This is a genomic window from Marinospirillum alkalitolerans (assembly GCF_045055655.1).
Taxonomy (GTDB): Bacteria; Pseudomonadota; Gammaproteobacteria; order Pseudomonadales; family Halomonadaceae; genus Marinospirillum; species Marinospirillum alkalitolerans.
The window spans coordinates 66,202-91,359 of the sequence record NZ_JBANFI010000005.1 but is presented as its reverse complement, the minus strand read 5'-3'; the positions used below and the strand labels follow the sequence as shown (position 1 = coordinate 91,359).

At 53.6% G+C, this 25,158-nt stretch carries 18 protein-coding genes and 1 tRNA gene; 8 read left to right on the top strand and 11 right to left on the bottom strand.

From position 1 onward, the window contains the following. Window positions 1–59 precede the first annotated feature (59 nt). Together V6U78_RS09180 and V6U78_RS09175 are read right to left on the bottom strand one after the other, a co-directional pair. A complete protein-coding gene (locus V6U78_RS09180) occupies window positions 60–1,085 on the bottom strand; it encodes a S49 family peptidase (RefSeq protein WP_405339668.1) in 1,026 nt (341 codons plus the stop codon). Between the two features lie 77 nt (window positions 1,086–1,162). Then, window positions 1,163–2,131 carry an RluA family pseudouridine synthase gene (locus V6U78_RS09175; protein ID WP_405339666.1) on the bottom strand — a complete coding sequence of 323 codons (969 nt, stop codon included), beginning with the start codon at window positions 2,129–2,131 and terminating at the stop codon, window positions 1,163–1,165. A gap of 594 nt (window positions 2,132–2,725) precedes the next feature. On the opposite strand from V6U78_RS09175, the gene rne reads away from it, so the two are divergent. Then, window positions 2,726–5,791 carry a ribonuclease E gene (gene rne / locus V6U78_RS09170; RefSeq protein WP_405339664.1) on the top strand — a complete coding sequence of 1,022 codons (3,066 nt, stop codon included), beginning with the start codon at window positions 2,726–2,728 and terminating at the stop codon, window positions 5,789–5,791. 274 nt (window positions 5,792–6,065) lie between these two features. On the opposite strand, the gene V6U78_RS09165 is transcribed toward rne, so the two are convergent. Both V6U78_RS09165 and V6U78_RS09160 read right to left on the bottom strand, forming a co-directional pair. After that, window positions 6,066–7,181 (bottom strand): ChuX/HutX family heme-like substrate-binding protein, encoded by a 1,116-nt coding sequence (locus tag V6U78_RS09165; RefSeq protein WP_405339662.1) that lies wholly within the window; start codon window positions 7,179–7,181, stop codon window positions 6,066–6,068. A 160-nt stretch (window positions 7,182–7,341) separates the two neighbouring features. Beyond that, window positions 7,342–7,518, bottom strand: coding sequence for a hemin uptake protein HemP (locus tag V6U78_RS09160; RefSeq protein WP_405339660.1), 177 nt, complete (start codon window positions 7,516–7,518; stop codon window positions 7,342–7,344). Window positions 7,519–8,113: 595 nt separating this feature from the next. Here V6U78_RS09160 and V6U78_RS09155 point away from each other — a divergent pair. Then, window positions 8,114–10,375, top strand: a complete 2,262-nt coding sequence (locus V6U78_RS09155; RefSeq protein ID WP_405339658.1) for a TonB-dependent receptor domain-containing protein — start codon at window positions 8,114–8,116, stop codon at window positions 10,373–10,375. Between the two features lie 130 nt (window positions 10,376–10,505). Here the strand turns inward: V6U78_RS09155 and V6U78_RS09150 are convergent, their stop codons facing one another. From V6U78_RS09150 to V6U78_RS09120, 7 genes are all read right to left on the bottom strand, one after another. Further along, the gene (locus V6U78_RS09150) at window positions 10,506–11,441 is read right to left on the bottom strand and encodes a sodium-dependent bicarbonate transport family permease (RefSeq protein ID WP_405339656.1); all 936 of its coding nucleotides are present in this window, start codon (window positions 11,439–11,441) and stop codon (window positions 10,506–10,508) included. A gap of 217 nt (window positions 11,442–11,658) precedes the next feature. After that, window positions 11,659–12,207 (bottom strand): hypothetical protein, encoded by a 549-nt coding sequence (locus V6U78_RS09145; protein ID WP_405339654.1) that lies wholly within the window; start codon window positions 12,205–12,207, stop codon window positions 11,659–11,661. After that, complete coding sequence (locus V6U78_RS09140; protein ID WP_405339652.1) at window positions 12,197–12,520, bottom strand: hypothetical protein; 324 nt, start codon at window positions 12,518–12,520, stop codon at window positions 12,197–12,199. The genes V6U78_RS09145 and V6U78_RS09140 overlap by 11 nt, the downstream gene beginning before the upstream one ends. Before the next feature lie 18 nt (window positions 12,521–12,538). Next, window positions 12,539–13,030 (bottom strand): DUF5071 domain-containing protein, encoded by a 492-nt coding sequence (locus tag V6U78_RS09135; protein ID WP_405339650.1) that lies wholly within the window; start codon window positions 13,028–13,030, stop codon window positions 12,539–12,541. Window positions 13,031–13,033: 3 nt separating this feature from the next. Further along, window positions 13,034–13,489, bottom strand: a complete 456-nt coding sequence (locus V6U78_RS09130) for a hypothetical protein (protein ID WP_405339648.1) — start codon at window positions 13,487–13,489, stop codon at window positions 13,034–13,036. 220 nt (window positions 13,490–13,709) lie between these two features. Beyond that, window positions 13,710–13,797 (bottom strand) — tRNA-Ser (locus V6U78_RS09125). Between the two features lie 93 nt (window positions 13,798–13,890). Next, window positions 13,891–14,367 carry a MaoC/PaaZ C-terminal domain-containing protein gene (locus V6U78_RS09120; protein WP_405339646.1) on the bottom strand — a complete coding sequence of 159 codons (477 nt, stop codon included), beginning with the start codon at window positions 14,365–14,367 and terminating at the stop codon, window positions 13,891–13,893. 346 nt (window positions 14,368–14,713) lie between these two features. Here V6U78_RS09120 and V6U78_RS09115 point away from each other — a divergent pair, with 346 nt between their 5' ends. From V6U78_RS09115 to V6U78_RS09090, 6 genes are all read left to right on the top strand, one after another. Next, a complete protein-coding gene (locus tag V6U78_RS09115) occupies window positions 14,714–16,345 on the top strand; it encodes an acyl-CoA synthetase (protein WP_405339644.1) in 1,632 nt (543 codons plus the stop codon). Between the two features lie 196 nt (window positions 16,346–16,541). Further along, window positions 16,542–18,176, top strand: coding sequence for an AMP-binding protein (locus V6U78_RS09110; protein WP_405339642.1), 1,635 nt, complete (start codon window positions 16,542–16,544; stop codon window positions 18,174–18,176). 150 nt (window positions 18,177–18,326) lie between these two features. Beyond that, window positions 18,327–22,193, top strand: coding sequence for an ATP-dependent RNA helicase HrpA (hrpA, locus tag V6U78_RS09105; protein ID WP_405339640.1), 3,867 nt, complete (start codon window positions 18,327–18,329; stop codon window positions 22,191–22,193). 88 nt (window positions 22,194–22,281) lie between these two features. Then, window positions 22,282–23,253: a hypothetical protein gene (locus tag V6U78_RS09100; RefSeq protein WP_405339638.1), complete on the top strand. Its 972-nt coding sequence runs from the start codon at window positions 22,282–22,284 to the stop codon at window positions 23,251–23,253. A gap of 10 nt (window positions 23,254–23,263) precedes the next feature. Next, window positions 23,264–24,391, top strand: coding sequence for a beta-ketoacyl-ACP synthase III (locus tag V6U78_RS09095; RefSeq protein WP_405339636.1), 1,128 nt, complete (start codon window positions 23,264–23,266; stop codon window positions 24,389–24,391). Continuing rightward, on the top strand, window positions 24,391–25,152 hold the full coding sequence (locus tag V6U78_RS09090) for an MlaA family lipoprotein (protein ID WP_405339634.1): 762 nt from the start codon (window positions 24,391–24,393) through the stop codon (window positions 25,150–25,152). Before V6U78_RS09095 ends, V6U78_RS09090 begins: the two co-directional genes overlap by 1 nt. The last annotated feature ends 6 nt before the right edge of the window (window positions 25,153–25,158 follow it).

Genomic DNA, 25,158 nt, shown 5'->3' with positions numbered 1-25,158 from the left:
TTGCGCCTGCTTAGGCTGCGCTGATGACGTTGATCAGAGGTATCTTTGGCCTGCTCAGCTCAGTAACTGGGAGCCTGCCATTCATTGAGCATCAAGCTGACACGCGTCGCCAAGCGCTGCTCCAAGCGCTCCCATGGGGTCAGATCGGGCGTGTAGTTCACTAAACGCTGCGTTTGATACTGGCGCTGCAAGGTAAAGATGGAGCCTAGTTCATCGATCAAGCCTTCTTGCAAGGCCAGCTCACCATTCCAGACCAGCCCTGAAAAGATCTGCGGATTATCCGCCAGACGCTCACCGCGCCCTTCGCGCACTCGGTCGATAAACTGCTGATGCGTTGAATCCAGCACCTGCTGCCAGAAGGCGCGCTGCTCTTCACTGATTTCCCCAAAGGGATCGAGGAACGCCTTGTTCTCTCCCGCGCTAAAAACGCGTCTTTCGATCCCAAGGCGCTCTATCGCCTCAGCAAAACCAAAGCCGCCGGAGACCACACCGATCGATCCCACCAGACTGGCTCGATCTGCCAGAATCTGATCGGCTGCCACAGCAATATAGTAGGCTCCAGAAGCACCGATATCCTCAATCACCGCATAGACAGGCATCTGCGGATGCTCGGCCTTTAACTGCATCAAACCATCATAGATCTGCCCAGATTGGACAGGGCTTCCGCCTGGGCTGTTAATGCGCAGAATCACCGCACGCGCCTGATCAGCCGCAAAGGCCCGCTGCAGTCCACCGAGAATCCGCTCAGCGCGCACCTGTCCCCGCGAATCAATCACCCCCTGAATTTCAACCACGGCCAAATGAGGCTGACTGGCTGCATCTGGCTTCATATCCTGAAAAGCACCGCGCCCGACACCCAAAACCAGAGCCAGAATCAGCAAGGTAAAGCCGCCGCGTACAAAATAACCGATGATGCGTCCACGCCGTGCACGCCGCTGCTCTAAAAAGACTTCTTTGGCCCAAGCCTGCATCCAATCTTCTGGTGCTGCCGTCGGTGCTGAAGCCTCAGCAGTCGGGCGGGCCTGCTCTCGCCAGGGATCGGTTGGCTTGGTTGCCGACTGAGAAGACGTTGATTCTTCGTTCATACCACCTTCCTATGCATTCAACTAATAAGAGAAAAAACAGGGGCACTGGCGCGACTCGGGTGCACCCTAGCCGTAGCTTAACGAGATCGACCGATCTGAGCATGGGCGGCTTGCACAGCCTCCCACAAGGGTTCAACTGGGGCTTCAATACAGCGTTCGCGCCCAGTCAAGGGGTCCTGAAAGCGTAAACTAAAGGCATGCAGAAACAAACGCCCAGCCCCCGCCTTGTGATAAGCCTTATTGATCTGGTCCTCTCCATACTTGGGATCACCCAGCAAAGGGCAACCCACAGCACGGGCATGGACGCGAATCTGATGCGTGCGCCCCGTCACTGGCTCTGCTTGGACCAAGGTGAGATCTTGCTCCAGGCGCTGCAAAACCCGAAACCGGGTGAGGGCTGGCTTGCCCTCTGCACCGGTGCCCATCATCCGCTCGCCACTGGCGGTTGGAATACGCACGATGGGTTGATCCACCTGCTCAATCTGCTCTGGCCAGGCACCAAGCACCCAAGCCCAGTAGACTTTGCGCATCGTGCGCGCACGCAGCTGATCCTGCAAATGCGCCAAAGCCTGACGATTTTTGGCCACCAGCAGGCAGCCAGAAGTATCTTTATCCAGACGGTGAACCAGCTCGACAAAGGCCAGATCTGGTCGCGCTTGGCGCAACGCCTCAATCAAACCCAGATGCACACCGCTGCCGCCATGCACCGCCAGACCCGCCGGTTTATTGAGCAGCATCAACTGATCATCCTCATAAAGGATGGCTTGATGCGCCAAGTGCTGCTTGAGACTGGCACTCACCTGAGGGACACCTGTTTTTTCGGCCACACGCACTGGCGGGACACGCACGCTATCACCGGCTTGCAAACGCGTTTCTGCCTTGGCACGTTTTTTATTCACCCGCACCTCGCCCTTGCGAATAATCCGATAGATCAGCGTTTTCGGAACCCCCTTTAAGCGCGCCAACAAGAAATTATCCAAACGCTGGCCAGCCAATTCTGGTGGCACATCAATAAAACGCACTTGCGGCTGCAGTGCTTCAGACATGAAAAGACCCTTGCAACAAAAAGAGAAAGAAAGCAGCTGGGGCGGTGCTTGAGCTGCTGCAATTCTCCAAGCGAGCCAAGAACACCCCATCCAATGCGCCAGAGTATAACTGAGTCGACCACTGAAGGCATGATTGCCGAGTGCTAGGCCAACTGCTATTATCAGCGAGCGCGAAAAAGGATTCACTCCTCATGAAGCGCCTACACCCACGCCAACAACACCTTTTCATAGTGGGTCACACGTAGGCCAGCGCAAAAAAGAATGAATCATGAGTGCCAGGATCTTCAAAAAAACTGGTGATCAAAACCCGCGACCCTGGTGTGCGCGTTGTTGAATCTTATTTGACCTTGTGTTGCCTAACTATCTGGCCGTACAGTGAGTAAAAAAGCGCCATCTGCATACCAACAGATGGGCGAGTAGACAAAGAGCTGTCTGACTGTGCAACCCTGAACCCTTTCTTTATTCAGGCTTGAGCTTTCCATCTCCACTGACTCCTGTGTCTCGACTCCAGCGCAGCCTGCTTAGCGAGCCAACACAAAGAAACATAATACAAGCAACTGCAATACCCGGGCCGCCAGAACACTTGGAAGCCCAATGAAACGTATGCTTATTAATGCAACCCAGCCAGAAGAGCGCCGGGTTGCGCTGGTCGATGGCCAGCGTCTTTATGATCTGGATATCGAATCTGGATCACGCGAGTCCAAAAAAGCCAACATCTATCGTGGTCGCATCACCCGAGTTGAACCCAGCCTCGAAGCGGCTTTTGTCGATTTTGGCGCTGAACGCCACGGTTTTCTCCCCCTAAAGGAAATCAGCCGCGAATACTTTGCCAAATCCGCTGGCGATCAGCGCAATGCCTCGATCCGCGAGCTGGTCAAAGAAGGCACAGAAGTCATCGTGCAGGTGGATAAAGAAGAGCGTGGTAACAAGGGCGCAGCCCTCACGACCTACATTAGCCTTGCAGGCCGCTATCTAGTACTGATGCCCAACAATGCACGCGCCGGTGGTATTTCACGCCGTATTGAAGGCGAAGAACGCGCAGCGCTGAAAGAAGCGCTCAGCGGTCTGAACCTGGCACAAAGCATGGGCGTGATTGTGCGCACCGCAGGCATAGGTCGCTCAAGCGAAGAGCTCCAGTGGGATTTAGACTATCTGATCAAAGTCTGGGACTCGATCAACCAAGCCGCCTTGCAACAACCTGCCCCCTTCCTGATTTACCGCGAATCGAATGTCATTATTCGTGCGATGCGCGATTATCTGCGCCAGGATATCGGCGAAGTCCTGATCGACAGCCAAGAAGTCTATGATCAAGCACAGGGCTTTATCCAACAAGTAATGCCCTCCTATCAGAGCAAAATCAAGCTCTACAAGGATGATGTCCCCCTCTTCTCTCGTTTTCAGATCGAAAGCCAGATCGAAACCGCCTTCCAGCGTGAAGTGAAACTGCCTTCCGGCGGCTCCATCGTCATTGACCACACCGAGGCACTGGTTTCTATCGATATCAACTCAGCCCGCGCTACACGCGGCGGCGATATCGAAGAAACAGCGCTGCAAACCAATCTGGAAGCGGCTGATGAGATCGCGCGCCAACTGCGTCTGCGTGATATTGGCGGCCTAATCGTGATCGACTTTATCGACATGAGCCCGGTCAAGAATCAACGCGAAGTTGAAAACCGCATGCGCGATGCGTTGAAGATTGATCGCGCCCGCGTGCAGATCGGCCGTATTTCACGCTTTGGCCTTTTAGAAATGTCACGCCAACGGCTGCGTCCTTCTCTGGGTGAAACCAGCGGCGTCGTCTGCCCACGCTGCGATGGTCAAGGCACGATTCGCGATGTTCGCTCCCTGGCACTCTCGATTCTACGCCTGATCGAAGAAGAAGCGATGAAGGATAACACTGCTGAAATTCGCGCAGTGCTGCCTGTCTCTGTTGCGACCTTCCTGCTGAACGAGAAGCGCTCAGCGCTGCATGATATCGAGCAACGCCAGAAGGTTTCGGCCCTGATCCTGCCCAATCCAGAGATGCACACCCCGCACTATGAGGTGACACGTCTACGCGATGATGATCTGGAAGAAGAAACCCCAGTCAGCTTTGAGCTGGATATCAGCAGCACCAATGATCAAGAACCCAGCAGTGGCGCAGAAAAAATCACCGGCTTTGCTCAGGCGGCCGTGCAGAATGTGATCCCGCGCCCACCCGCGCCTGAAGCGCCTGCTGCCCCATCAACACCCGCCACAACCGGCCTGCTCGCGCGCTGCCTCGAGGGCTTTAAAAAGCTCTTCCAAGGAGGCGAGGCTGCACCTGCTCAACCAGCGCCTGCTGCCAGCAAACCCAGTAGCACGCCAGCACAACAGGAAAAACGCGCCGAAACGCCAGACGCTGGCCGTCAGGATAAAGGCCGCCAACGCCCTCAGCGTCAACGGACTGAATCTCAGCGTCGCCCCCGTCGTGAACGCGATGCCAACGCACGCAGTGCCACTGATACAGCCAGCGAACCCGCAAAAGCTGAATCTCAACGCCGCTCATCACGTCGTGAAGAAGCCGCCGTCGAGAACAAGCCTAGCAATGGCAAGCCAGCAGCAGAAACTCGGACGAGCAGCAAGCCTCAGGTCGATGAGAGCAAGCCTGCGCGCAATAATCCGCGTCAACGTCGTCGTAACAAGGCATTAACGGGCCAAGCGGATCAGCATCCTGATTTTGATCAACTGAAAAAAGAGCTGCTGCCTGAGGAATTGGTCACGCCTGTTTTGGTCTCCAATACGGCCCAACAGCCGACTGAAGACGCCTCTCAGACTGCAACTCAGCCCAGCCCAGCCGAGGCTCCAATCGATCAAACCGCTGAATCAAGTGTCGCGCCGTCAGAGACAGGGGTCCAAGCAGAGGCTCTCGCGCAGCCTGCTGAGGCAGCAGAGGCCACCACCGAAGACAAGGGCAAGCGCAAAGGCCGCTCTTCTCATAAAGGGCGTCGCGCAAAAGCCGACACCCACAACAAGGCGGCAGAGGAAGACACCGGCGCCAACGAGGCCGTTGCACCCACTGAGTTAGCCCCAGCCGATGCAGCGGACAGCGCACAAGCGGTCGTCGCAGCAGAGCCATCAAGCGAGCCAGCTGACACTGAGCAGCCCAGCGAGCCAACTCAGACTGAAGCGGAGCAACCCAAGGCTAGCACGACAGCTGAAGCACCACAGAGCACGACGCTGGTCGAAGACACCTCGCCTACCAGCTCTGTCTCACCTGAGACAACAGCGCAAAGCGAAGCCGCACCAAGTGTTGATGCCGAGTCCAAGGCTGAACTCACAACTTCAGTCACCGAGCCGCAGGCCAGCCCCTCTGTCAGCGCAGAAGCGATTACAGAGCCTGTCGCGGAGCCGGTTATTGAAGCAGCCAGCAGCCCAGCGGAAGAACCCGCTGCAACAGACATCAGTAGCCCAAGCGCAGAAACCGAAGCCGCACCTGCCGCTGAGGCCAAGCCTGCCACTGATGAAACAGATGAAGCCGCGCCAGTCACCAAGGTCGATGCCACGAGCGAGACAACGGCCGATCCCTTCCCTGAGCTGCCCGGCTATGCTCCTCTGCCAGGTCGTGCACCCAATGATCCACGCGAAGTCCGTCGTCGCCAGGAATGGGCTGCCAAACTACAAGCTGAGACAAGCAACTAAGACGGGAACGCCCGTTTGGTTGCAGCCATAAAAAAAGCTTCCTGGTCACCAGGAAGCTTTTTCTTTTATCTCTGATCTTGAACTCACCCAAGATACGCAACAGACCTCAACGCCCAAGGAAATCGCGTGTATCAAAAACCGCCTTTCCAAAAACCGTTTTTCTATCAGAGCGATGCAGCTCAGACGCCACCCTGAACCAGAAAAGGCCCCAAGGCACTGACCAGCAAGGCCAAAGAACTCAGCTGAAACCAGAGTCGATGATGCATACCCCCTCCTATTGCAAACTATTCAAGAGATGACGATAAGCCAGATCCTCGGCCTGACCTGGTTCGCGTGCACAGGAAATGCGACCCAAGGGTTGGCCCTCAGCATCAAATAGCTGTAGATGGCTGATCCACTGCCCATCACAAGGCTGGCGCACAATAAAGGCATACTCCATCGCCAAGCGATCGAGGTGTAAGCACCCTCCTTGCTCCCAAGCAATACAGAGCTGATCCTTCACTGGACAAGGCGCCAGCGGCGCTCCCTGAAAGTGCTGCTCCAGTCCAGGCGTCATCAGCGATACAGCCAAGCGTGGCATACGACCCGATAAACGCGGCCATTGCGCTAAACGGCTTAACAACTGCTCCAGCGCCTGCAAGCCAACAGGCCGCGCCAGCTTAGGACTAAGACTTAACAATGCCGCAAACAAACTGGTGTCATGACGCTGTAGCAGATAAGGAAGATCGTCTACCGTCTGCATCAGGCGCCATTCTTTTTCCAGCTGTGCAGCATCACTTGGAAAATCAATACTGGTGCGCTCGTTACGCACAAACAAAGGCCGGGCGGCCAACTCTTGCGTCGCAAAGCTCTCCTGCACACTCTGCCAGGCCGTTAAGTCTGTCTGCGCACCCGCCTGAATACGAAAGAACAAGCGCCCCTGACGATCATAAAAACACAGGCTACGCTTTAAATGCACCAGCCCATTGGACATCATGCGTGGCTCTTCAACAGCACAAGCCCAATACCAGTGCTCAAGGTGCACAATCAACTGATGCTGACCAACCTGAAAGCGCAAACCCAATTGCTGCGGCTGATCCAGATACAAATCAGGCGCATTAAAGCGCCCCTTCCAATGCGCAACACCTAAGCCATTCATCATTTCAAGCTCAACTTCGCCTAGCAGACTCAAGCTATAAAGCAAGGAGAAGCGATCTTGCAGCGGATAAACAGCTTCATGACCTATGCGCGCAACTTGGAGCTCGGCTTCGCTGACTTCCAGCAAAGCCGCCCACTCACGCTCACTCAGCCCAGGCTGCGCCTGACGCACCCCCAGCAAAGAATGATACAGAGGGCGCGAAGGATGATGGGGCAGTATTCTTGTCAGGGGGGATACCACGAGCGCATTCATTTGACGGTCCTCAATTCAGCTTTCCTCTCTTCTGTGCAAGCGAGACTGCACAGACCTTAATTGAGAATCATTATTGTTTTCATTGATAGAGAAGTCTAAGAAAATCTATCTATCAACATTCGCCTCGTGGTAATTTTTTTCGATGGGTTAATCAGGAAGACTACTTGGTTAAAATCAGCTTGCCCTGACGGGTCACTCGCAAGACATACATCTCCTGCTCATGCTCGATCAGCAGCTGCTGCCCACCCTGAAGCAAGTCTTGACTGGTCATTCGCTTGATGCGATGCACTCCTGGATTCTGCTCGATCCTTGGCTCAACACTCTTGGCTTGTTGCATGATTTGTCCTCAATTGATGATCCCTTCCCTCGCTGACGCTTCACAATCACCATCACATCAGCATCCCAGCCACCTTAGGTTTATCAAATAGGCTGGATAAAAAAACCGCCCAATAAAGGGCGGTAAGGACTCGCTTGATGATGAGGAGAACCATGAATCACAGCAACCTTTTAGGGGGAGGCAGTGCTGTTATCCGGTTAGGGCGTCAGCCCATGAAATTAACGATAATCTTTATCATTTAGCTTTGCAAGCATTTTTTTATCAAGATGATCTAAAAACTTAATCGCAGCAAAAAATGATAATGATTGACATTTGATCATGCGATTTTATAGCATAGACTCCGATCAGCCAGCCAGCAGAGAAGGATCGCGCCCCCATCTTTTTGAGTGGATGCTTGTTCTTTCGTTGACGCCTTGCTCTGCAAGCCAGCCAGTCTCAAAGCAATTATTTAGGGCGCGGCAGTATTCGGCCCCTTGCGTTCACAATCAGGCTTTCAAATCAGTTCTGTCTGCGCTGCAGGCTAGGCTGATGCCCTGCTATTGCTGATGGACTTGATACTGCCGCTCGCTCCTTGACTACACATGGGGATCAACTTGTGGCACATCAACCTGTTTACACCGCACCTTCTTTTTATCTCACACCTCTCGCTGCTGGTCTGGCCTTGGCACTAGGTGCCACCAGCTTGCAAGCACAAACCACCAATGAAGCACCCCGCGAACTGCGCAATATTGTGGTGACGGCTGCTGGCTTTGAGCAAGACTTGAGCCAAGCGCCAGCCAGCATGAGTGTCTTAACGCGTGAAGATCTGCAAAGCCGTCGCTACAACAATCTTGCTGAAGCCCTTCAGGGCGTCGAAGGGATAGACGTACGTGGTGCAACAGGTAAAACCGGCGGCTTAGACATCTCTATTCGTGGTATGCCAAGCGACTACACACTGATTCTGATTGACGGCCGTCGTCAGAACACCTCCGGCGATGTGGCACCTAATGGCTTTGGCGAATTTGCCACCAGCTTTATGCCGCCCTTATCCGCTATTGAGCGTATCGAGATTATCCGTGGCCCGGCCTCGACTCTCTATGGCTCCGATGCGATGGGTGGCGTCATCAACATTATTACGCGTCCTGTCTCAGACGAGTGGGGCGGCACCCTGAGTGTTGACACCACCTTCCCAGAAGACAGCGAATTTGGTGGCACGTCCAATGTCAGCGTTTTTGCGACAGGTCCGCTGGTTGAGAATCTGCTGGGCTTACAAGTGCGCGCCAGCCACATGAATCGTGCTGCTTCGAATCTAACACCCAGCGAAGCCAATGCACCTGACTTTAATACCCGTGGGCAAACGCCAGTTCAAGGTCGCACCTCGAATATTGGTGGTCGCCTCACGCTGACGCCCAACGCCCAACACCAGGTTTATCTGGATCTCGATCTGGGTCGTCAGTGGTACGATAATGGCACCCCCGACAACCGTCTGCTGTCAAATAATGACACTCCCACCAACTGGCGTGGCTATGCTGATGATCTGCGCTTTGAGCGGACGCAATGGGTACTCGGCCATCGTAGTGATCTAGGCTTTGGTCAATTAGAGTCCAGCATCCAGCACCAGGTGACCGAGACCACTGGTCGCACCATCCCCGGCAACCCACAAAACCCCACCAATACGGGGATTCCCGGTAAGAATGTCGGCGATGCACGTGAGCTTGAAAACACCAACCTGATCGTTGATACCCGTTTAGTCCTGCCTTGGCAGCAGCATCGCTTTACAATCGGCGCACAATACTGGGATGCCGAGTTTGTTGATGGCGTCGCCCCTGTCACGATGGAGCAAACCACCTACGCCCTGTTTGTTGAAGATGAATGGTATCTGCGCGACAACCTCGCTCTGACCCTGGGTGGTCGCTATGATCACCATGATGAGTTTGGTGGCCACTTTAGCCCACGTGCTTATCTGGTCTATAACGTCAACGATCAGCTGACTCTGCGCTCAGGGATCGCTCAGGCTTATAAAGCCCCGCGTGTTGATCAAATCCAGGAAGGCTTGACCGGAATCACCGCTCAAGGTGCTACAGCGACGATCGGGAGTCCAGATCTAGAGCCAGAGACCAGCACCAGCTATGAGATTGGTGCCCACTGGGAAAACTATGCCGGAGTCCGCGCCAGTGTGACCTTCTTCTATAACGATATTGAAGATAAGATTGCCTCGGGTCCTGCTGTTCCGAATTGCGACTTTGCCGCCAACCCCGACCAGCCAGGCTGCGTCAGAATTGGCGGCTTCCCAGGCCAGGCTGAGTTTGGCCAATCAATCAATATTGATGAAGCCACGACTCAAGGTGTTGAGCTGAGCACGACCCTCCCTCTGGGTGCCTTCTTTGCTCAGGCTGAAGGTTGGACACTGAGCGCCAACTACACCTATACCGACAGCGAACTCAAAAGCCGCGACGGTAGCCGCAACCAAGAACTGGCCGACACGCCTGAGCATCTGTTCAATGCACGCCTCAGCTGGGCAGTCAATGATCAGCTGACCACCTGGCTCAGCACTGAGTATCGCGGTGAAAGCCGTCGCTTTAACGAGCATCCAGATGACCTGACCGGTAACGATGCACGCATCTATGCCGCTGTAGGGGATATCAGTGCTTACAACCTGTGGAATCTGGGTGCGACCTACCAGATCGCGGAAAATGTACGCCTGAATGCTGCTGTCTATAATCTGTTTGATTTGGACTTCCGTGGCGGCTGGAAAGCCTATGAAGACACCAGTGGCGACACGCAATATGCGCATGAGTACAGCCACCACACTCGCAGCACACGCGGTGGTGTTCAAGAAGGGCGTCGCTACTGGATTTCAGCCACCTATGACTTCTAACAAGGTCACTGAACTGCGAATCCTAAAAGCAGGTTGAATCAAGAAGGCCACCTCTGACGGTGGCCTTTCTTTTGCTCTGCTTCTGGACTCTTGACTCAGTAACGCAATGAAGTGAAGACGAGGGCGCCTCTTAGATCCACTGCAAAATCTGATGATAGAGCGGAATGCCGATCAAGACATTGAAGGGGAAGGTCAAGCCTAAAGAAGCCAGCATCGCCAAACCGATATCCGCTTCTGGAATCGCATGGCGAATGGCCACTGGGGCCGCAATATAAGAAGCACTGGCCGTTAAAGCAGCCAGAATCAGTGCCGTCCCCTCAGCCAGACCCAGCAGATGCGCCGCCGCAATACCAAAAAATGAGAGGCACACAGGAGCAATCACAGCAAAGCTCAGCAAGCGCCAGTCTTCCCAACGCACTTTACGCAAGGTTTCTGAAGCCACCAACCCCATTTCTAATAAAAAGAGCGCCAGCACCACGGCAAAACTGCTGGTCAGCAGCAGTGTGACCTGCGAGCCTTCGTCATATCCATACAGCGCGCCAATCAATAAGCCCCCGACCAGCAGCACCACACTGCGGTTAGTAAAGGTCTCATGGACCAGATGCATCAAACGAAACTCACCGCGCGCGGAGTTTTTCATTTGATACAAACCTAATGCGACGAGCAGCGCAGGCAGCTCAAGCAGGACCAGATAAAGCGTCACCTGCCCAGCTGTTTCAAGCTGATGGGTCATGGTGTAAGCCAGTGCTACCGCAAAAGTGCCCGCACTGACTGAGCCATAATGTGCCGCAATACTGATCGCATTCGCATCCGATAAACCCACGATATAACGCAGGATCGGGATCAACAGCAAAGGAATCGCAAAACCTAGCACCAAGACCACCAAGGCTTCTTGCAACAGCCCCAAAGAGAGATTGCCATGCAGAGCCATCCCCCCCTTCAAACCTATCGTCAGCATCAACAGCAGGCTGAGCGTCTCATAAGCTGCTTTAGGCAGGTTTAAATCTGATTTCATCAAACCGGAAACCACACCCAGCACAAAAAACATGGCCACGATATCTGGCATCACTGACTCCTCTACATAAAAGGCCGCTGAAAAACAAGGAAGGAACAAGACCTTAGTTTAAGGGATCAGCCACAGAGCCGGCCAGCTAAAAATCAGTGGATCAACGCCCAACAGATGGATCTTGCATCACCAGACACACAGCCTCAAAGACACCCAGTGATGCCCAAAACAGCCAAGCAACAATCCAATCGCTCCAACACAGCAAGAAGCGAGGCCATCAGACATCAGAGCGAGGCGACAAGGCCAAACCCAACACTTCAGGGCTATGGTCTAAAATTGGCTGCTCTTGATCCTGATAGATGTAGAAAGAGGCCAAGGCCTGGGGATCGATCGTCACAGGCAGGTCATCATGCAATAGCAGATAATCGGTGAAGGTATAATCTGCCTGCTCAACACGGAAGAAATATTCACCGTCAAAATCACGACAGAGCACACCTGAGATGCCCGCCGCCGAGGTGACCTGAAGCGGTAAAGTGGCGGCAGTCACACTGGATGTTGTCGAGGGCGCGGCCGCTTCAGCAGTCTTGGCCTGCTGCAGTGGCGCTGAGACCAGCTGAGACCAAGGCAAGAGCTGGGGCTGCTGCTGCGCCAACTGGGTATATTCTTCTTCTAGCCAGCCTTGGCAGATCTCTAAGCTCAGCAGCGACTCCTCATCTTCAGCGCTGACCGAAGAGGCCCGACTGAGCGCTGCCCGACGCGCCATCACCGTTTCATTCAGTGCGGCGGCTAAAAGAGTTAAATAAGATGGAGAAATATCAAGTTTCATCGAAAGCGCCTGTCTGAGGCTCGCCCGTCACCCGACCCTGCATCCAGCGCGCATATCTGGCCTGCGCGGAGGGCTTGACTTGGATGCGTCCACCCTGGAGCGGATCTGGATGATGGGTGTGCGATAAGGGCTGAATGGTTAACTTTTCACCCTTGGGATTGGTGCACACACCGCCACTCAAGGGCCAGTGACGTTGCCACCAGCATCCAGCGTAAAAGTAGGATGTGCCTTTTTTAGAGACCTGTATCAGATCAATAAAAGGGGTTTGATCTCCTTGAGAGAGATAAGCCAGTAGCGTCGGATCACGAGGCATAAACTGAGCACCAAGGGATCAGAGGTGGTGATCACGCAAAGGAAAGGCATAGATGGCCTGACCAGCTGCATCGAGTGTTTCTTTAATCCAGAGGTTATAGACAAAAAGATTTCTTTTGGCGATGGCCGCAATTTCTGCTGGATCGATTAACGCTCTTTCAGCCAAAAGACGTAGGGCCTCAAAATCACACTCTTGACTGCCTGTCTGAGCTGCCCATCTTTTTAAACTCGTCACACACTCGGCCAGCGTCTCATCATCATAGCCTGCGATAAGCTGCGTGATCAGACTATAGCGCCAATCATGATCGACCTGATCCGCAAGTCGCAATACGCTCGCCACTTCTTGCTTGCCCAACTGGCTCAAATAAGCATAAATGGAGCCGGCAATAGGCCAGTTAGGATCGCAAGTCCATGCAAGCAGCGTCTCAATGTAAGGCTTATTTTCTGGATAACCCAAGGCCAGTATGGCATCCACAGCCTGCTGATCGCTTTTATCTTGAATCTCTATCATTGTTCACTCATTCGCTAGCGGTGATATCTTCACAAGCTGAAGGCCTGCTTCAGCTTTCCCTGTCATGATCGCCTTGATGTGATGCGCCTCACCTTCTCTCCCGCCTAAGCAAGGCACGCGTACAGCCTGTTGAGGCCCAGCAAACTCAATGATACCAGAATGAAACCGCTGAAAACTGGGTACCCATCCCACAGGATGACGCCAGTCCAAGCATTGCTGATGCAGCAGATCATAAAGACGCAGGTCTCCGCTTTCATCCGAGCCTCGGCCCATCCATTCGACACAAGCTAGGTATCGTGAATCTTCGCTCCAGATCCATCGGTTGATTGCCAGCCGATCCGCTAAAATCGCAATGCCATTCACCAGCAAAGTGCCAAGAACTGGGCCGCCCATACCCACTTCACCCTGTCCGTTAAATTCAAGTATGGCTGCACCATTCGGCGATTCTTCTCTGATCATCTGCTGCTCCCTGCCTTCATCAACATGAATCTAAAAAAGCTGAGAACCCAATCCATCGTTTGAGTTCAAAACTAGCCGTCTAGGATGGATTATCATTAAGCAGGTTCAGATCGAAAAGTACAACCGAGGAGAAAGACTGACGCGGGATTCAGCTGGCGAGGTGGATGGTGGGCGGCACAAACAAAAAAGCGCCCCGTAGGGCGCTTGATTGCTATGTTTGTGGCGGAGGGGGAGGGATTCGAACCCTCGATACGTTGCCGTATACACACTTTCCAGGCGTGCGCCTTCGACCACTCGGCCACCTCTCCGCAATGCGGAGCGCATAGTACTGATTTTAGATAGCAAATGCAAGCCTTAGATTGTCATTAAGCTTGTCATGCTCGAGCGGCGCACCCCACACCTTAAGCGCCGAGATGAATCTCTGGCAACACGGGCGCGGTCAAACGCACTGGCTCAGAAGGTGCGATCACCTTGGCCGTACCCAGCACCACCTTTTCACCTTGCTGATTCACAACCAAGCAATCCAGCTCAACGATCTTCTTCGCATCCTGCTTGTCTTTCACTGTCAGCGTTACCGTCAGCGTATCACCTAGCTTAACTGGGCGACGAAAACTGAGTTCTTGTCCGAGATAAATCGTGCCAGGTCCTGGTAAAACCGTCGCCAAGGCAGCAGAAATCAGCGAGCCAGACCACATACCATGCGCAATACGCTCACCAAACATGGTGGTTTTGGCAAATTCTGCATCCAAATGCACTGGGTTCACATCGCCTGACACAGCGGCAAAAAGCACCAGCTCTTTTTCAGTCAGGGTTTTCTCAAAAGTCGCGCTATCACCAATATTGAGTGTGTCATAAGGACGGTTCACAAGTTCAGTCATGTTGATTCCTTTTAGTAAGACAATGAAAGACCAGCAGCCTTGTTGAGGTACCCCTACTTGAAGTACCCCTATATTTTAACAGGTTAAATCTCGTTTACCTCTTGGCAAAGGATAGCCTCTCTTGGCATGATTAGACACCAGTCTAGCGCTTGCTCGGTTTTTTATGCCATTTACGACTAGGGTCTTATTCTTTTGCGCTGCAGCATGAGGCTAAATAGAGAAAGCCAGTCTGTCAAATGACACCAGAGAATCTTGAGGTGACCAAGCCTTTGCACCCAGAACGAATACATGGCGGCACCCTCGACCCACACACAAAATACAAAGACAAACACAAGGAGCTCCATCCATGCAGCATACTAATATCTATGAAATGGGCTTGGATAAAAACCCAGCCAACTTTACCGCACTCACGCCGCTTTCTTACTTACAGCGTGCCGCCAGTGTATATCCCAATCGAGTGGCACAAATTCATCATCAAAACACCACCACCTGGGGTGAAACCTACACGCGCTGCGTTCGCTTTGCTTCTGCTTTGAACAAAGCCGGTATTCATGAAGGCGATACCGTGTCCTTTATCGCGCCGAATATCTATGCCTTATTTGAAGCCCACTTTGGCGTGCCAATGAGCGGCGCTGTACTCAATGCCATCAACACGCGCTTGGATGCAGAAGCCATCGCTTTTATCCTGCAGCATGCTGAAACGCGCATCCTGTTTGTCGATCGTGAATTTGCTGAGGTCGCCTCGCGCGCCATCAAAATGCTGGGCGCTCAACGCCCGCGCGTGATTCATATCGATGACCCCTTCTACACCGAAGGTGAGCTGATTGGTGAGATGGATTACGAAGCCTTTTTGGCCACTGGCGATGCAGACTTCAGCCCTATCCTGCCGCAGGATGAGTGGAATGCCATCACCTTAAACTACACCTCTGGCACAACGGGCAACCCCAAAGGCGTGGTCTATCACCACCGTGGTGCTTATCTGAATGCCGTCTCCAATGCTGTTTCATGGAACATGGGCGAGCACCCTGTTTATTTGTGGACCCTGCCGATGTTCCATTGCAATGGCTGGTGCTTCCCTTGGACCTTGGCGGCCACGGTGGGCACCAGTGTCAGCCTGCGCCATGTTCGCGCCGATGCCATCTATGACGCCATCAAAGAGAGCAAGGTGAACCACTTCTGTGGTGCGCCTATCGTGCTGAATATGCTGAACAATGCTGATGCCGCACTCAAGGCCGGTATCGAGCATCAAGTGAAGGTGATGACTGCCGGTGCGGCGCCACCCGCTTCTGTCATTGAAGGCATGGAGAACATGGGCTTTAGCGTGACCCATGTGTATGGCCTCACTGAAACCTATGGCCCCTGCGTCGTCTGTGCTTGGCATGAGGAATGGGATGAGAAAACCCTGACCGAACGCGCACGTCTCAAAGCTCGCCAAGGGGTGAAGTCGCCAATGCAAGAAGGCCTGATGATTGCCAATCCAGATACGCTGGAGCCGGTACCACAAGATGGCACAACCATGGGTGAGATTTTTATCCGTGGCAATCTGGTGATGAAGGGCTACCTGAAAAACCCACGCGCTTCTGAAGAAGCCTTTGCCGGCGGCTGGTTCCATACTGGTGACTTGGCGGTTTGGCATCCAGATGGCTATATCGAAATCAAGGACCGCTCCAAAGACATCATTATCTCTGGGGGTGAAAACATCTCTTCTATTGAGGTTGAAGACGTGCTCTATCGCCACCCTGAGGTGTCTGAGGCGGCCGTGGTGGCCCGCCCAGATGAGAAGTGGGGCGAGACACCCTGTGCCTTTGTCAGCGTGAAACCTGGCTCTCAGGTCACCGAGCAGGAGATTATCCAGTTCTGTCGTGACAATATGGCACACTTTAAGGCCCCCAAGACCATCGTTTTTGGTGAGCTGCCGAAGACCTCAACCGGCAAAATTCAGAAGTTTGTCTTACGTGATCAGGTCAAGACCTTATAAAAAATTCACTTTAAGAAACGGTTACTTAAATTCGTTTGACCCGATTTAAGTCAACCAAAGAGTGTATAACCAGCCTCAATTGAGGCTGGTTTTTTTTTAACTAGATCAGTATAGTGGCAAAAACAAGCGTTTGAAAAACGCCTATGCCGCCTCCAGGCATCGAGCAACTCAATAACAACAATGGCGAGGCTAAATAATGACTGACTTAGATATGGGCCGATTTCAGTCTGTGCTCCAAGTGTTTGACGAATCCTGCGCAAAGTACGCTGACCATCGCGCCTTTACCTGTATGGGTAAAACCATCACCTATCGCGATCTCGAAGAAAAAAGCCGCTACTTTGCTGCCTATCTTCAAAACCATACCGATCTCAAACCCGGTGACCGGATAGCCATTCAGCTGCCCAACACCCTGATGTTCCCCATTGCCGTTTTTGGTGCGCTGCGCGCTGGCATGATCGTCGTCAATACCAACCCGCTGTATTCCGAGCGGGAGATGGAGCACCAGTTTAATGATTCTGGTGCACGCGCCATCGTCGTACTCGCCAACATGGCCCATAGTGTTGAGCGCGTTTTGCCCCACACCCAGCTGAAGCACATTATCGTGACCGAACTGGGCGATATGCACTCAGGCTTCAAGCGTGTGCTGATCAATTCCGTGGTCAAGTATGTCAAAAAGATGGTGCCCAGCTACCACCTGCCGCATGCGGTTTCCTTTCGCAAGGCGCTGCACTTAGGTAAAAAGGGCCACTGGCTGCCGACCGAGCACAAGCTGGATGATATTGCCATTTTGCAATATACCGGTGGCACAACAGGTGTCGCCAAAGGTGCCATGCTGACGCATCGCAATCTGGTCGCCAATATGCTTCAGGCGCGTGCAGTGATTAATCAGGTGCTGGATGAAGGCGGCGAAACCGTGGTCGCGCCCCTGCCGATGTACCATATCTATACCTTCACCGTAAACTGTATGGTGATGATGGAACTGGGTAACCATTCCCTGCTGATCACCAATCCGCGTGATCTTCCTGCTTTTGTCAAAGAGCTGCAAAAGAATGATTTTACTGGCTTCGTTGGCCTCAACACCCTGTTTGTTGCCATGTGCAACCGTGAAGACTTCCGCGCGCTGGATTTCAGCCGCCTGAAACTGACCATCTCTGGTGGTATGTCACTGACTACGGCAGCCGCCGAGCGCTGGAAGGAAGTCACTGGCTGCGCCATCGCCGAAGGCTACGGCCTGACCGAGACCTCGCCTGTCGCCACTTTTAATCCACCGAATGGCATCCAGCTGGGCAGCATCGGCAAGCCAGTGCCTGGCACTGAGATTAAGGTGATCAACGAAGCAGGCGAATCCCTGCCGATTGGCGAAAGCGGCGAGCTGTGCATTCGCGGCCCGCAGGTGATGAAAGGCTACTGGCAGCGTCCTGAAGAAACCGCACAGTGCATCTCGGAGGATGGCTGGTTCCGCACTGGGGATGTCGCGGTGATTCAAGAAGATGGCTATGCGCGCATCGTTGACCGCAAAAAAGACATGATCAATGTCTCAGGCTTTAACGTCTATCCGAATGAAATCGAAGATGTCATCGCCGCCCACCCAGATGTACTCGAAGTCGCCGCAGTCGGGGTGGAAGACGAGAAAAGTGGTGAAGCAGTGAAGGTCTTTATCGTTTCACGCAATAGCGAACTCTCGGTGAAGGAAGTGCGCGACTGGTGTAAAGAGCGCCTCACAGCCTATAAGGTACCGAAAATGGTCGAGTTCCGTGATGAGCTGCCCAAGACCAATGTCGGTAAAATCCTGCGCCGCCAATTGCGCGATGAGGAGAAGCAAGCTTCTTAAGCTTGGGCCACATCAACAGAAGTATGTTAAAATCTCAAGACACGGCCCTTCGGGGCCGTTTTTATTATCCGAGCTGAACTCAAGGCCCTAGCTCAGGTCAGTCTCCTGCCTGCTGCATCACCCTGTAAACTGTTTATTCAGATAGAAACCATGCCTAAAGATCCACGCTTGAATGCCTGCTTGATCCAAGATCGCTATGCACTGCTGCGCCAGCAACGCCGTCTCAAGACACCCGAACAGCGCACTGCCTGGGAGCAGCGGCTTGAGGCCTCCTGCGCACAGGTCACGCAGCGTCGTGCCAGCTGGCCTCGCTGGGACTATCCTGACCTGCCCGTGAGTGAACAGCGTGAGACGATCAAAAAGGCCCTGAGCGAACATCAGGTAGTGGTCGTGGCTGGGGAAACCGGATCAGGCAAAACCACTCAGCTGCCCAAAATCTGCCTTGAACTGGGCTTGGGAGCACGCGGACTGATCGGCCATACTCAGCCACGTCGTTTGGCCGCGCGTTCTGTAGCTGAAAGGGTGGCTGAAGAGTTGAGCGTCCCGCTCGGTGAGCAGGTGGGTTATCAGGTACGCTTTCAGGATCAGCGTAGTGAGCGCACACTTATCAAGCTGATGACCGATGGTATTTTGCTGGCTGAAACGCAGCGTGATCCCTATCTGAATGCCTATGAAGTGCTGATTATTGATGAAGCCCATGAACGCAGCCTGAATATTGACTTTCTACTTGGCTACATCAAACGCATCCTGCCTAAAAGACCAGATCTGAAAGTCATCATCACCTCAGCGACCATTGATGTCGAGCGTTTTGCTGCACACTTCAATCAGGCACCAGTGATTCAAGTTTCTGGACGAACCTATCCCGTTGAGCTGGTCTATCGCCCCCTGGTCAGAGACGATCCCGACAGTGAGGATTTGACTCAACAAGAAGGTGTCGCACAAGCGCTGCGTGAAATCCAACAACTTGAGCGCGAACGCGGATGGCAGCATGGGCCACGCGATGTCCTGGTGTTTTTATCTGGTGAGCGAGAAATTCGCGAGCTGGCCCATTTTCTGCGCCGCCAACAAGGTGCGGGGCAGCTGAAAGAGATGGAGATATTGCCGCTCTATGCACGGCTACCGGCTACCGAGCAGCATAAGGTCTTTCATCTGGCCGCTCATCGGCGAGTCATTCTGAGCACCAATGTCGCTGAAACCTCTCTGACCGTGCCGGGTATCCGCTATGTCATCGATACCGGTGTGGCGCGCATGAGTCGCTACAGCTATCGCGCTGGCGTGCAGCGCTTACCTATCGAGCCCATTGCGCAAGCCAGTGCGCGCCAACGTGCAGGACGCTGCGGCCGGATTGCCGAAGGGGTGTGCTTTCGCCTCTATAGCGAAGAAGATTTTCTCGCACGACCTGAATTTACTGAGCCAGAGATACGTCGCACCAATCTGGCGGCGGTGATTCTGCAACTACTGGCACTCAAGCTCGGCTCTATTGAAGACTTTCCTTTTGTTGAAGCACCCGACCCACGCTTTATCAAGGATGGATTGCGCCTCCTCTTTGAGCTGGGGGCCGTCGATGCCCGCTATCAACTCACGCGTATCGGCCAACAGATGGCGCGCCTGCCGATTGACCCCCGTCTGGCCAAAATGCTGCTTCAGGCTCACCAACTTGGCAGCTTGCATGAAGTGCTGATCCTGGTCTCCGTCCTGAATCTGCAAGACCCGCGTGAGCGTCCAGCAGACAAACAGCAGGCCGCCGATCAAGCCCATAGTGAATGGAAGGATGAAGACTCTGATTTTGTTGCGCTACTCAACCTTTGGCAAGGCTATGAGCAGCTGCGTCAGGATCTCTCCAGCAATCAACTGCGCAAAGAAAGCCAGAAGCGCTTTTTATCTTTTATGCGGATGCGTGAATGGCGCGATACCCACCGCCAGCTCAAGCTGGTCTGCAAAGAAATGGGGCTGGTCGAAAACACTCAGCCAGCCAACTATGCGGCCATCCATCAGGCACTGCTGGCGGGCCTGCTTTCTCATCTGGGCTTTTTGCAGGAAAACAAGGAGTATTTAGGTGCGCGCCAGAAGCGCTTTTTTATTCATCCCAGCTCCAAAATCAGCAAAAAGCCACCAAAATGGATTCTGGCTTATGAGCTGGTCGAAACCTCACGTCTTTATGCGCGCCTTGTGGCCAAAATCGACCCAGCTTGGGCTGAGCCTCTCGCCGCCCATCTGATCAAAAAAAGTCATGCTGATCCCCATTGGGAGAAAAAAGCCGCACGTGTTGTGGCACTTGAGAAGGTGCTGCTGTTTGGCCTGCCGCTGGTCCAGCAACGCAAGGTCGATTATGGTGTGATCAATCCAGTTGAGGCACGCGAGATTTTTATCCGCTCCGCGCTGGTCGAGGGTGAGTATGTCACCCGTGCGCCCTTCATGCGCCATAATCAGGCACTGCTGAATGAAGTCAGCGAACTGGAGGATAAGGCCAGAAAACGCGATATCTTGGTCGATGATCAGCTACTCTATGATTTTTATGACCAACGCTTACCGGAGCACCTGCACCGTGGCGTTGATTTCGAACAGTGGCAGCGCCAGCAACCCGCACAACACCTCTTTTTAACCAAAGAGGATCTGCTCGCCCGCAGTGCGGATGAAGTCACCGCCGTGGCGTTTCCTGATCAACTGGTCTGGGAAGGCATCGCCTGGCCGCTGAGCTATCACTTTGCGCCCGGCGAAGAAGACGATGGTGTCAGCCTGACACTCCCCGCAGCCATGCTCAATCAGCTCCCTGAAGCTCGCCTTGAATGGCTGGTGCCTGGCCTGCTAGAAGAAAAATGCCTCACGCTGATGCGTGGCCTGCCTAAGCAATGGCGTAAGAACTTTGTTCCCCTGCCCAATTATGTGCAAGCGGCGCTAGAAGCGCTGACAGCGGATGCACTGCCGCTCGGTGAAGCGCTCGGCCACTTTTTCTACCGTACAACAGGAGTCAAAATCCCAGCAGACTTGTGGACGCCCATTGCGCTGCCAGCGCATCTTCAGATGAACTTTAAGGTTGTCGATGCCAAAGGGCGCCTGCTGGGTCAGGGTCGAGATCTTGCCGCCCTACGCCAACGCTTTGCGCGCGAGGCGGCGGCACATACTCAGGCACTGGATCAACAAGGTATCAATACCTCGGGGCATCAGTCCTGGGATTGGGAGGCCCTGCCGGAGAAGATCGAGCAGTCTCAAGCCGGTATTATCCTGCAAGCCTTCCCGGCTTTAGTCGATGAGGGCAGCAGTGTCGGTATTCAGCTCTTTGATACTCAGGCCAAAGCCCAGCAGGCCTACCTCAAAGGCTTAGTCCGTTTGATGCGCTTGAGTCTGACGCAAAAAGAGAAGTACCTCAGCAGCCAACTGCCTGGCTGGTCTGAACTCAGCCTGATGTTCACCAAAATCGGACCACGACAGGCCCTATTGGATGATCTACTCGATACCAGCCTGCGTCAGACCTTCATTGACCAGCCAGCGACGGCTTGGCCACGCACCTTGCCAGACTGGCAGCACTGGCTGGATACTTACTCGCCCTTGTGGGTGCCGCAAGCCACCAGCCTCGCTCAGCAAGCCCATGCCGCTTTGAGCGCACAGGTTCCGCTGGCGGCACAGATCAAGGGCAAGATGCCCCTCTCGGTTGCACTCAGCTATCAAGATATCCGCCAACAGCTCGCGCGCTTGTTTTATCCAGGCTTTCTCTGGGATGCCGGACGCTGGATTCAGCATTATCCTCGCTACCTGCGCGCCATCACGCTACGACTTGAAAAAGCAGCACGTGATCCACGCCGAGATCAACACTTTGCTCAAGAAATTGAGGGACTCTGGCAGGCTTGGGAGACACGCTACCAGCAGGCTCAGCAACAGGGCCAGCTAACCGAGGCGCTCCTCAACTACCGTTGGTTACTGGAGGAATACCGTGTTTCTCTCTATGCCCAGCAACTCGGGACCAGCCAGCCTGTCTCAGAGAAGAGGCTTAAACAGCTCTGGAAAGAGCTGCAAGGCTAGCCTGCCAAGACCGGCAGCTCATCGAGGAAGGTTTATCTCGCCGCACTGAAGTGGGATAATCAGTCTATTGAACAAGGAATCTCTCTTTATGCCAGCGCGTAAGACGCAGCCATCGATTATTGAAGAACGCATTACTGTGCCACTACCCAATCAACAAATGGCCCAGTTGATTCGTCTTTACCCTGCACAAACACCAGGTCGAGCCGTTTTTTTACTCCACGGCCTGATGGATGATGCCAATACTTTTTTTGATCATCACAATCGCTCTGGTCTGGCCTATGTGCTGGCGCGCGAAGGCTATGACGTGTATCTGGGCGAGCTGCGCCTGCGTCGGGTCCATCCCAAGCTTCTTAAAAATCAGGACTTCAGCCTCAAGCAGGTGCTCAATGAAGACCTGCCTGCCTTGGTACGCGCCATGCATAAACGCGCTCAGCCCCAACCTGCCATCTGGATGGGACAAGGGCTCGGCTGCCTGCTGCTGAGCAGCTATCTGGCCCGCCACCCTGAGGATCTAGAGCGGATCCTTGGCATGGTGCACTTTAGCCCATTGCGCGAGCTCCAGGCAGCCGGTCGACTCAAGCATCTTTGGATCAATTGGCTCCATGAGCGCGGACTCAAATTTCTCTCCAACCTGCTAGGTTATGTCCCAGCGGTCAACCTCAAGGTCGGGCGTTGCAATGAAGGTCGCCAGTATTACCAAGATGCATTAAACTGGCTAAAATCGCCTTGGGTTGATGATGAAGGTTTTGATTACCACGCCGCTATTCAACAGCTAAACTGGCCACCTAGCCTTTATTTTGCCAGTCTGGCGCATGCTTGGCGGGCCAGCGATGCCGATGCGCGTGCATTCATGTTTGATTTAGGTGAGCATAATGGCCGCTTAATTAAGCTCGGCCGCCATGTTGGCAATCAACGCAACTACAAAGCCACCCAGCTCTGCCTAGAACAAGCAGCTGAAGACGATTATTATCCACTGATACTTGAATGGCTGGTCGAGCTGGCTCGTACAGCACCAGTCGCAGATGAGCCATCTCGCTCAGCGAGAGCGCGTGACCAATAAAGAGATCCTTATGACCAGTGTTGTAATTAGCGGTACAGGGCTATACACCCCTTCAGAGGCCATTTCCAATCAAGAGCTGGTGATCAGCTTTAACCAATGGGCCGAAGACTGGAATCAACAGCATGCACAAGAGATCGCTGCCGGTACTCTGGTAGCCCAGCCTCTTTCTGATGCCGCCTTTATTGAAAAAGCCTCCGGCATCCAAAGCCGCTATGTGATGGACAAGGCAGGCATCCTTGACCCACAGCGTATGAAGCCTTTTTTGGCAGAACGCAGCAATGATCAGCCCAGTATTCAAGCTGAAATGGCCGTCGCTGCCGCACAGCAGGCTCTCACGCAAGCTGGTTTGAGCGCAGATCAGATTGATCTGGTCATCGTGGCCTGCTCCAACCTGCAAAGAGCCTATCCTGCGGTGGCCATTGAGGTACAACAGCAGCTCGGTACTTCTGGCTATGCATTTGATATGAACGTGGCCTGCTCCAGCGCGACCTTTGGTATCCAGACTGGTGTGAATGCGATTCAGGCTGGTCAGGCGCGCCGTGTGTTGATGGTCAATCCAGAGATCTGTACCGCCCACCTCAATTTCCGCGATCGCGATAGCCACTTTATCTTTGGTGATGCCTGCACTGCCGTCATTTTAGAAGATGCCGACCTTGCCCAAGCGGCAGAACAGTTTGAGGTCTTTTCTTCCAAGCTGATCACCCAGTTTTCTAACAATATTCGTAATAATGCTGGTTTTTTAAACCGCTGCGATGAGGCCAATGCGCAACAGAGCGACAAGCTGTTTAAGCAAGAAGGGCGCAAGGTCTTTAAAGAAGTCTGCCCAATGGTGGCGGAGATGATCGTGCAGCAGTTAGCACAAGAAGCCTTAGAGCCACAGCAGCTCAGCCGCCTCTGGTTGCATCAAGCCAACCTGAGCATGAACCTGCTGATTTCCAAGCGTGTGCTTGGACGCGAGGCCACCGCTCAAGAAGCCCCCGTGATTCTGGATCGCTATGCCAATACCAGCTCAGCTGGATCCATCATTGCCTTCCACCTGCATCGTGATGATCTGGCAGCAGGTGCCATAGGTGTGATCTGCTCCTTTGGTGCAGGCTACTCAGCAGGCTGCTTGCTGGTGAGAAAACGCGCACTTTGATGAACAAGCTGCTATGGGCGACACTACTGAGCCTAATCTGGCTCAGTGGCTGTGCCAGCGCCCCTCCTGCTCTCCCTCAAGCTGATGATGCGGCTTGGGAAGATGTGGATCCAGTGCATCCTCAGGACCCTTACGAGCGCTGGAACCGCCGCGTGTTTGCGTTTAATGAGCAGTTTGATACCTATCTATTTAAACCCACAGCCGAGTTCTACCGCTGGGCACTGCCTGATTTTGCCCAGCGCGGCGTCAAAAATTTCTTCAGTAACCTACGTGAACCCGCTCATCTCACCAATAACCTGCTGCAAGGCAAGCCTGGTGCAGCAGGGCGAGATACAGGGCGTTTTCTGATCAACTCGACCTTGGGCATTGCTGGGCTACTGGATGTGGCCACCCCCCTTGGACTAGAAACCAGCCTAGAGGATTTTGGCCAAACGCTGAATGTCTGGGGCGTACCTCAAGGACCTTATATTGTCTGGCCTTTTATTGGCGGACAAACCCTCACACATAGTCTTGCACTTCCTGTCGAATACTGGCTCAATCCCATCAGTCATATCGATGATGCAACGCAGCGCTATGCCACAGGCGGCTTGTACCTCGTCCAGCTGCGCGCTGATTTTATCGAGGCCGAAAGCTTGATTCGCGGAGATCTCTATAGTTTTATTCGCGATGCTTATCTGCAACGTCGTTATTTTTTAATTCGAGATGGTGTCTTAGATCAGGACCCCTTCCTCGATCAAGACTTTAACTTCGACGACTTTTAGTCGCGA